This is a genomic window from Herminiimonas fonticola, assembly GCF_040395855.1.
Taxonomy (GTDB): domain Bacteria; phylum Pseudomonadota; class Gammaproteobacteria; order Burkholderiales; family Burkholderiaceae_D; genus Oxalicibacterium; species Oxalicibacterium fonticola_A.
This window is the reverse complement of record NZ_JBEBPO010000097.1, coordinates 1-8,595: the sequence shown is the minus strand read 5'-3', so window position 1 is coordinate 8,595 and position 8,595 is coordinate 1. Positions and strand designations below refer to the sequence as shown.

The window sequence follows — 8,595 nt, the reverse complement described above, 5'->3', positions numbered from 1 at the left end:
CGGAATATCTTTTTGCCCTGTGCTTCCGCCTGCAGGTAATCACTTTCAGTAAAGGCAGCAACAGGCTCGGTGCCTTTTTCAGGCTTTTGCAAGCGCGTCTCTGGTGCGCATGAGACAAGCAAGGTTGCGCATATAGCGAGCAAGCCAGCGATATAAATCTGTTGAAATTTGCTTCGCTTCATTTTCTTTCCAGTCAGCACTTTGTCTACACAACAACACTGTCTTCAACATCGATGCGCATTGCTACAGCTTGCGCCCGCCATCCTTTATACCTTGGCGTAATATAGCCGAATGCATTTTTTGCCATTCCGCCCTCCTTTAGCCAAAGACAAATATATGACGGACGGTAAACCGCATCTTGTAGCAGCCTGGATTTTATCCATCCTTCTGCTGGCGCATATGGGCACAGCAAGCTATGCGCATGCGGCAAACGAAACCAATGCAAGAAACCAATTTTCAGTTGAAGCCACGCGATATGGGACGGCCGTACAAGTCAGCGTACGCACCACGATCAAGGCACCGCTCGCGCTGATATGGAATACCTTGACTGATTACGATCACCTGGCGCAATTCATCCCCGGCATGAAAAAAAGCCGGCTGGTAGAACGGCAAGGCAAGGTCGCTGTTATCGAACAATCAGGTTACGCCTATCTGTGGTTCTTTCATTTTCCGATAGACGTGACGGTAGAGGTGACTGAACATCCTTCTTCCGCCATTCAGGTTCGCCTGCTGAAAGGCAATCTCAAACGGCTGGAAGGCCACTATGAAATCGAAAAGATAGCTGATGATCTCTACGCATTGCGATGGTCGGGAACGATAGAACCAGGTGTGGCTGTACCGGGTTTTCTTGCCACCGATCTGATGCGCAAGAATATTTCCGAACAGTTTCTGGGCATGGTGGACGAGATCGAGCGACGCGCTGCGTTGGCCATTCCCGCCTCGCCCCTGGAACCAGAAACGATTCCTCGCTGATTTCCATCCAGGCGGCTCTATCTCCATCATCGTTTAAAATGCCGGTTCAGTAGCGCACTGTGCGATCGTGAAGACTTCGTCTTGTACCGTGGCAGAGGCTACTTCTCAATACCTGAACTTGATGACTTCCCTCATACCGCAAGAAATACCCGCAGCACTCATTCTCGGCACAATCAGTGAACACGCCATCGTCGCAGCAGAAAACCATCTTCGCGACGTTCTTGCACTGGCCATCGAATACAAAGCGCCACACGCGGCAATAATCGTATTCGATACCCGCTGCGAACTCGCACTTGCATTGACCGAAGCGTATAAACGTTGCCTGCCGACGGCGACTTTCATCGATTTCGATACGATATCCGCAGATGCCGTACTCGCCGCCTTTGCCGGGCTGGCTGCGAATGATCTGGTGGTGCTGATTCAGTCGACAAATTTTCGCCTTGAGGCTTTTCGGATACGGATAGAACTTTTCAAGCGTTCGCTCAAGGTAATAGAGCATCCGCATTTATCGCGCATGACAGGATCACAAGCGCTGTATTACATTGAATCTCTGGCCTACGACCCGGCCTACTATCGCGGCGTTGGCCGCGCGCTGAAAGCGCGCATTGATAGCGCGCGCTTTGGCGTAGTCGACAGCGGTGGCGAACGCCTGGTGTTTGACTCTCCGTTTGAATCCGCAAAATTGAATATCGGCGATTACAGCGAGATGAACAATGTGGGCGGCCAGTTTCCGATCGGCGAAGTGTTTACCGAAGCGCAGGATCTGGAAGCGGTGAACGGACGCGTGCGTATATTTGTTTTTGGTGACACTGCATTTCAAGTCAATCAGCCGGAAAACCCAATCACTCTAGTCATTACCAAAGGCCGCGTCACCGATGTAATCGATTCGACGCCCGAGTTCGACCAGGTGCTCGCCAATATTCGTGCCGATGAAGGCGAAGTGTGGCTGCGCGAACTCGGCTTTGGCATGAACCGCGCCTTTACGCAGCAACGCACGGTCAGCGATATCGGTACCTATGAGCGCATGTGCGGCATCCATCTGTCGCTGGGCGCCAAGCACGGCGTCTATAACAAGGCCATCATCAGGCGAGCGACTGCCCGATACCACGTTGATGTCTTTGCCGTAACACAAGCCGTCTATCTTGACGATGATCTGGTCTATGGCAATGGTGCGTGGCAGGTCTGAAACGCACGCTGCCACTTGAATCGCCGGCGCAGTTCGCTGGCTTCGTGCAAACCCGCGTAAAATGACGGCTTGCGCGGGTATAGTTCAATGGTAGAACGAAAGCTTCCCAAGCTTTAGACGAGGGTTCGATCCCCTCTACCCGCTCCAGCCGGCACCCAGGCACCTGGACAATCGGCGCTTTTTTAACAGCGGAATTTTTTCTCAGCCCGTACTCAATCTGCAGCATTAACCGAACACTTCGCATGACCGATACCAAATCCGACGACGGACAAAACAAGCCGCTTTTTTACGATCCGACCGAACACCGCATCCGCAGCTTCGTCACGCGCGCGGGACGCCTGTCAACCGCGCAGGCGCGTGCCATCGAGGAGCTGGGGCCGCAATTCTTCATTCCGTACACAAAAGCGCCACTGGATATTTCTGCTGCCTTTGATCGCACGGCGCCGACGATATTTGAAATCGGTTTTGGCATGGGTGAAACCACGGCAAAGATTGCAGCCGGCATGCCGGAGAAAAATTTCATCGGCGTGGAAGTGCATACGCCAGGTGTAGGCAGCCTGTTGAAGCAGATCGGCGAACGGGAATTGACGAATCTGCGCATCATCCAGCATGACGCCTTTGAAGTATTGACCAATATGATCGCCCCGGCATCGCTGGCCGGTGTACACGTATTCTTCCCCGATCCCTGGCACAAGGCGCGTCATAACAAGCGTCGCCTGATCCAGCCGCCGCTGGTGCAACTGCTCGCGTCACGCATCAAGACCGGCGGCTATCTGCATTGCGCAACCGACTGGCAGGAATATGCGGAACAGATGCTGGAAGTACTGAGCGCCGAACCGACCTTGCGCAATACCGCCGATGCCTATGCACCGCGCCCCGATTACCGTCCTGTCACGAAATTCGAGAATCGCGGCATCAAGCTCGGGCACGGCGTGTGGGATCTGGTATTTGAAAAAAAATAAGCGGCATCGCTGTGCCGCTTGTTTGAACCGCAACGCATCCTTTACCGGTCCCGGCATCATCGTACTTATTTGACGCGCTGCTTCTCCAGCTTGCGTGCCAGCGTGCGGCGATGCATGCCGAGACGGCGCGCCGCTTCGGAAATATTAAAATCGCTTTCGGCCAGCACCGCGTGGATATGTTCCCACTCCAGCGTCTTGATCGAAGTCGAACGACTGCCCAGCTCCACATCCACGTTGCCGGCCACATGGCCGAAAGCAGCTTCGATATCGTCGGTGTTCGACGGCTTGGCCAGATACTGGCAGGCGCCGAGCTTGATGGCTTCCACTGCCGTATTCAGACTGGCGAAACCGGTCAGCACGACGATTCGCATGGCGGGATCGTGCTTGTGCAGCATTTGCACGCAAGCCAGTCCCGACGTGTGACCGTTCAGCTTGAGGTCGACGACTGCGTAAGCCGGTTTTTCCTGCAGCAGCAGTGCGGCCGCTTCATCCTGACTGGAAGCCAGCAGTACGCGGTAATCCCTGCGCTCGAACGAACGTCCGAGCGTACGGGCAAACGCACCGTCGTCTTCAATAATCAGCAGCGTACGTTCAACCGACATCCCGTTCCTCTTCTTCAAACATGATCGCGGCCAGCGGCAGCGAAAGCTGCACAACCGCGCCGCCTTCCTCGCGGTTGCGCGCAGTAACCGTGCCGCCCAGCGTGCGTGCAACATTCATCACCAGAAACAAGCCAAGGCCGCCGCCGACACGATTCTTGGTCGACTGATACGGCGTGCCCAAATTTGCCAGAATTTCCGGCAGAAAACCCGGGCCGGCGTCGCTTACTTCTATGATCAGTGTATCTTCGTTACTGCTCGCCGTCAGACGCAGCCATTGCGGCGACGCTTCCAGCGCATTGTCGAGCAAATTGAAAATCGTCTGCTTCAGCGTCGAATCAAACACCACGGCAAGATCATGTTTGATGCGATTTTCGTAGAGAAAGATGTTGATCGGCCGACTGGCGCGCCAGGCAGCGGCAAGGTCGTCGAGAAAGGTAACAATCGTGGTTTGCGCCGATGACTCGCCGCGCGCTTCGCCGGCAGACAGCAGGATGCCGCTGACGATGCTCTTGCAGCGCTGCAGTTGCGCTTCCATTTCGGCAATGTCCTGCTGCAGGTCGGCGTTTGCAGCGACGACAGGCATGCGCCGCCAGTCGCCCAGAATGACAGACACCGTTGCCAGCGGCGTGCCGAGCTCATGCGCCGCTCCGGACGCCAGCAAACCCATGCGCACGATATGCTCTTCTTCTGCGGCACGCTGCCGCAAAGCTGCCAGTTCCACATCGCCGGCGTGAAAATTGCGTCTGATACGGGTGATGAATGCGGTCAGCAATACAGCGTTCAGCACGAAGCAGATCAGGATACCTTGCACATAAAAACTGAAAAATCGCAGGCTGTGATCGTGCGGCAGGATCAGCGGATTCGCATGCGCTGCCAAACCGACCAGACAGGCGCTGGTAATGGCAACGATAATCCAGGTCGACCACGCTTCCAGCAATACCGCGCTCAGAATTACCTGCAGCAGATAGACGAAGGCAAACGGATTGGTGATGCCGCCGCTGAAGTACAGTTGCAAGGTGAGGCTGGCCACATCCACCAGCAAGGCAAGAAACAACTCGTTGTTGCTCACCGTACTGCGTTCATGCCAGCGCAGATGGCTGGCGATATTGAAGGCAATCAGACAGGCCAGCACTTGCAGCATGTAAGGCAATTGCAGCTGAATGCCAAAGCCCAGCGTCACAATGGCGATCGTCGTGATCTGACCGATGACCGCGATCCAGCGCAACTGAATCAGCAGCATCATGTTCTTGCGCCCTGCCGAATGTTCGGCGCGCGTAGTCGATGGCGACAGCTTGTTCATGGCCTCACCCGACACGGTCGTCCCGTTTTTTCCCAGCATGTTTATTTCCCGCTCCAGCCTGTCAGTTCGGGCGGCGGCGTTCATCACGCATCACCCACCAGCATGCCGCAATCACCATCAAGGCGAGTGCGTACCAGGTGAGAGCATAGACTAAATGATTGTTATGGAAGGAAATTACCGTCAATCCGCCTACCGGCGGCACTGCCGCACCATCTGCAGCCGCTGCTTGTGCATTCGGCCGCTGCGCATCCTGATCGATAAAATAAGGTGCCACATTGGAAAGATGCTGAGCCGCCGCAATCGCCGTCACATCACGCGAATACCAGCGTCCGCCGACAGCATCGTTCTCGCGTAAAAAACCACCGCCCGGTTCGCTGATGCGTAACAGCCCGCTGACCGTAATTTCGGTCGCAGGCGCCTTCGGTTCAACGTAGGAAAGAGAAGGAATGAAGCCGCGATTGATCAGCACGATGCTGCCATCAGCCATTTGCAGCGGCGTCAGCAACCAGAAACCGCCACCCAGCTCGGTCACCGCCATCACCTTGACCGCATGCTGATGCAAAAATACACCACTCACTCGCACATGACGGTATTCGTCGCTTGCTGTAGTGACTTGCGGCCAGCGTTCCCGCTGTGGCGCATCGACAGGAGCGGCATGCACGCGCTGCTCGACCCGCTCAATCAGATTGAGTTTCCATTGCAGGCGAAAGACTTGCCAGGTACCGAGAGATGCAAAAAGAGTAAATAACAGGCTGGCAAGGATTGCCAGCCAGATCAGTCGACCGGAGCGAGGGACTGCAGCTGCCGGTTCGGAATCCGAACCGGTGCCACCACCCTGCTCCGTGACTTTTGTCATGACATGACTTATTTTGACTGCTGCACGGTCTCGTGCATTTCATGTGCTTCATGACCATGCAAGCCAGGCATCATGTTGTGATTCATGTGATACATGACCCACAAGGAACCCGCCAGCACAATTCCCACAATCACCACGGTAAAGATCAGCGCCAGCATCGACCAGCCGCCTTCCGATTTGGTGTTCATGTGCAGGAAATAAATCATGTGCACGACGATCTGTACTGCGGCAAAACCCAGCAGAACGAGACCGGTGGTGGCGGAATCTTTCAACACATTATTCATCACCAGCCAGAACGGAATCGCCGTCAGGATGACTGACAATACAAAACCGATTGCATAGCTTTTCAGGCTGCCGTGGGCATGCTCATCGTGATGATCATGATCGGCGCCGTGCGCTGTTGTTGCGTGATGATCGCTCATGGCAGTACTCCCATCAGGTAGACAAAGGTGAAGACGCCGATCCAGATCACGTCCAGGAAATGCCAGAACATCGACAGACACATCAGGCGGCGCTTGTTCTCAGCTTTCAAGCCGAACTTGCCGACCTGGAACATCAATACGATCAGCCAGATGATACCGAAGGTAACGTGCAAACCGTGGGTACCGACCAATGCAAAAAAGGAAGTCAGGAACGCGCTGGTTTGCGGGCCTGCACCTTCATGGATCAGATGGTTGAATTCATACAATTCCAGCGCAAGGAATCCGGCACCGAACACACCGGTAATGGCGAGCCAGATCAGTGTGCTGCGTACGCGATTGCGATGCGCTTCCAGCATGGCGACGCCATAGGTAATCGACGACACCAGCAGGAAAGCGGTGTTCATCGCCACCAGAGGCAAGTCGAACAATTCGGCACCGGTCGGACCGCCTGCATAGCTGCGACCCAGTACGGCATAGGTCGCAAACAGGCAGGCGAAAATCAGACAATCGCTCATCAGGTAAATCCAGAAACCAAGCGAGGTGCTTGATTCCGGATGATGTTCCTTGACGAAATAACGTGAGCTTGCGTCAGCGCTACTCATCGCGCTGATATCGGCAGAAGTGGCAGTGATCTCAGACATGGCTTTCCAACAGTTTGGTGCGAGCATTCTCGGTGCGGGTAACTTCGTCCGCAGGAATGTAGTAATCGCGTTTGTAGTTAAAGGTGTGGATGATGATCGCGGCTATCACTGCTGCGAAGCTGATACCGGCCAGCAGCCACATTTGCCAGATCAGGCAAAAGCCCAAGACTCCACTCAAGGCCGAGATGATAAAGCCGGCACCGGTATTTTTCGGCATGTGAATCTCGGTAAAGCCTTGCAGCGGACGCTGGTAACCGTTTTTCTTCATGTCGCTCCAGCTGTCGGTGTCATACACTTTCGGCGTGAACGCGAAGTTGTAGTCCGGCGGTGGCGACGAGGTCGACCATTCCAGCGTACGACCATTCCATGGATCACCGGTCACATCGCGCAATTCATGACGACGCTTGAAGCTGACATAGAACTGGATCAGCATCGAGGCTATGCCCAGCGCAATCAGCACCGCACCGACGGCTGCAATCTGGAACCAGATTTGCAACGATGGATCACTGAAGTGGCTCATGCGGCGTGTTACGCCCATCATGCCCAGTATGTACAGCGGCATGAAAGCCATCCAGAAACCGACGAGCCAGAACCAGAACGAGCATTTACCCCAGAACACGTCGAGCTTGAAGCCGAATGCTTTCGGGAACCAGTAGTTGATCGCGGCGAATACACCGAACACGACGCCACCGATAATCACGTTATGGAAGTGAGCGATCAGGAACAGGCTGTTATGCAAGACAAAGTCGGCTGGCGGTACTGCCAGCATCACACCCGTCATGCCACCAAGCACGAAGGTAATCATGAAGCCGATGGTCCACATCATAGGCAGCTCGAAAGTGATGCGGCCCTTGTACATCGTGAACAACCAGTTGAATACCTTGGCGCCGGTCGGAATCGAAATGATCATCGTCGTGATACCGAAGAACGAGTTGACACTCGCCCCCGAGCCCATGGTGAAGAAGTGATGCAACCACACCAGATAGGACAGGATCGTAATAACGACAGTCGCGTACACCATCGAGGTGTAACCGAAGATGCGCTTGGCCGAGAACGTCGACACCACTTCCGAGAACACGCCAAACAGCGGCAGAATCAGAATGTAGACTTCAGGATGGCCCCAGATCCAGATCAGATTCACGTACATCATGGCATTGCCGCCGCCATCATTGGTGAAGAAATGGGTGTCTACCATGCGGTCCAGAGACAGCATTGCCAGCACAGCCGTCAGCACCGGGAAGGATGCAACGATCAGCACGTTGGTGCACAGGGAAGTCCAGGTGAACACCGGCATCTTCATCATGTCCATGCCAGGCGCGCGCATCTTGACGATGGTGGCGATCAGGTTGATACCGGACAGCGTGGTTCCGACCCCGGCAACCTGCAGCGCCCAAATGTAGTAATCAACCCCCACATCCGGGCTCGCGAGTATGCCCGACAGCGGCGGATATGCCAGCCAGCCGGTTTTGGCAAATTCGCCGACAAACAGTGACACCATGACCAGCGCAGCGCCGAAAGTCGTCATCCAGAAGCTGAAGTTATTCAGGAATGGAAACGCCACGTCGCGCGCACCGATTTGCAGCGGCACCACGTAGTTCATCAGACCGGTCACCAGTGGCATCGCCACGAAGAAAATCATGATCACGCCGTGCGC

Annotated in this window: 9 protein-coding genes, 1 tRNA gene and 1 pseudogene; 4 read left to right on the top strand and 7 right to left on the bottom strand. The window is 55.0% G+C overall.

Translation table 11 applies throughout. The features are described 5' to 3' along the window. A pseudogene (locus tag ABWP27_RS10925) lies at nucleotides 1-200 on the bottom strand (YceI family protein); the annotation flags it as partial. Nucleotides 201-336: 136 nt separating this feature from the next. On the opposite strand from ABWP27_RS10925, the gene ABWP27_RS10920 reads away from it, so the two are divergent. The 4 genes from ABWP27_RS10920 to trmB all read left to right on the top strand — a co-directional run bounded on the left by ABWP27_RS10920 (nucleotide 337) and on the right by trmB (nucleotide 3,120). Next, nucleotides 337-972: an SRPBCC family protein gene (locus ABWP27_RS10920; RefSeq protein ID WP_353156595.1), complete on the top strand. Its 636-nt coding sequence runs from the start codon at nucleotides 337-339 to the stop codon at nucleotides 970-972. A 121-nt stretch (nucleotides 973-1,093) separates the two neighbouring features. Next, nucleotides 1,094-2,158 carry a M29 family metallopeptidase gene (locus ABWP27_RS10915; RefSeq protein ID WP_353156593.1) on the top strand — a complete coding sequence of 355 codons (1,065 nt, stop codon included), beginning with the start codon at nucleotides 1,094-1,096 and terminating at the stop codon, nucleotides 2,156-2,158. A 73-nt stretch (nucleotides 2,159-2,231) separates the two neighbouring features. Beyond that, a tRNA-Gly gene (locus ABWP27_RS10910) sits at nucleotides 2,232-2,305 on the top strand. Between the two features lie 95 nt (nucleotides 2,306-2,400). Continuing rightward, entirely contained in the window at nucleotides 2,401-3,120 is a 720-nt protein-coding gene (gene trmB, locus ABWP27_RS10905) for a tRNA (guanosine(46)-N7)-methyltransferase TrmB (protein ID WP_353156589.1), read from the top strand. Nucleotides 3,121-3,185: 65 nt separating this feature from the next. Here trmB and ABWP27_RS10900 read toward each other — a convergent pair whose 3' ends face one another. From ABWP27_RS10900 to ABWP27_RS10875, 6 genes are all read right to left on the bottom strand, one after another. Continuing rightward, nucleotides 3,186-3,722, bottom strand: a complete 537-nt coding sequence (locus ABWP27_RS10900; RefSeq protein ID WP_353156586.1) for a response regulator transcription factor — start codon at nucleotides 3,720-3,722, stop codon at nucleotides 3,186-3,188. Continuing rightward, complete coding sequence (locus tag ABWP27_RS10895; protein WP_353156583.1) at nucleotides 3,712-5,061, bottom strand: ATP-binding protein; 1,350 nt, start codon at nucleotides 5,059-5,061, stop codon at nucleotides 3,712-3,714. Before ABWP27_RS10895 ends, ABWP27_RS10900 begins: the two co-directional genes overlap by 11 nt. A gap of 22 nt (nucleotides 5,062-5,083) precedes the next feature. Continuing rightward, entirely contained in the window at nucleotides 5,084-5,878 is a 795-nt protein-coding gene (locus ABWP27_RS10890) for an SURF1 family protein (protein WP_353156580.1), read from the bottom strand. Nucleotides 5,879-5,886: 8 nt separating this feature from the next. Next, nucleotides 5,887-6,300 carry a cytochrome o ubiquinol oxidase subunit IV gene (cyoD, locus tag ABWP27_RS10885; RefSeq protein ID WP_353156576.1) on the bottom strand — a complete coding sequence of 138 codons (414 nt, stop codon included), beginning with the start codon at nucleotides 6,298-6,300 and terminating at the stop codon, nucleotides 5,887-5,889. Beyond that, nucleotides 6,297-6,941 (bottom strand): cytochrome o ubiquinol oxidase subunit III, encoded by a 645-nt coding sequence (gene cyoC, locus ABWP27_RS10880; protein WP_353156574.1) that lies wholly within the window; start codon nucleotides 6,939-6,941, stop codon nucleotides 6,297-6,299. The genes cyoD and cyoC overlap by 4 nt, the downstream gene beginning before the upstream one ends. Next, on the bottom strand, nucleotides 6,934-8,595 hold a 1,662-nt coding region (locus ABWP27_RS10875), incomplete at its 5' end, for a cbb3-type cytochrome c oxidase subunit I (RefSeq protein WP_353156571.1). The genes cyoC and ABWP27_RS10875, both read right to left, overlap by 8 nt.

Coding starts and splice junctions, on each gene's coding strand:
- ABWP27_RS10890 (WP_353156580.1), bottom strand. CDS start 5,878: ATGACAAAAGTCACGGAGCAGGGTGGTGGCACCGGTTCGGATTCCGAA.
- trmB (WP_353156589.1), top strand. CDS start 2,401: ATGACCGATACCAAATCCGACGACGGACAAAACAAGCCGCTTTTTTAC.
- cyoD (WP_353156576.1), bottom strand. CDS start 6,300: ATGAGCGATCATCACGCAACAACAGCGCACGGCGCCGATCATGATCAT.
- ABWP27_RS10915 (WP_353156593.1), top strand. CDS start 1,094: ATGACTTCCCTCATACCGCAAGAAATACCCGCAGCACTCATTCTCGGC.
- cyoC (WP_353156574.1), bottom strand. CDS start 6,941: ATGTCTGAGATCACTGCCACTTCTGCCGATATCAGCGCGATGAGTAGC.
- ABWP27_RS10900 (WP_353156586.1), bottom strand. CDS start 3,722: ATGTCGGTTGAACGTACGCTGCTGATTATTGAAGACGACGGTGCGTTT.
- ABWP27_RS10920 (WP_353156595.1), top strand. CDS start 337: ATGACGGACGGTAAACCGCATCTTGTAGCAGCCTGGATTTTATCCATC.
- ABWP27_RS10895 (WP_353156583.1), bottom strand. CDS start 5,061: ATGCTGGGAAAAAACGGGACGACCGTGTCGGGTGAGGCCATGAACAAG.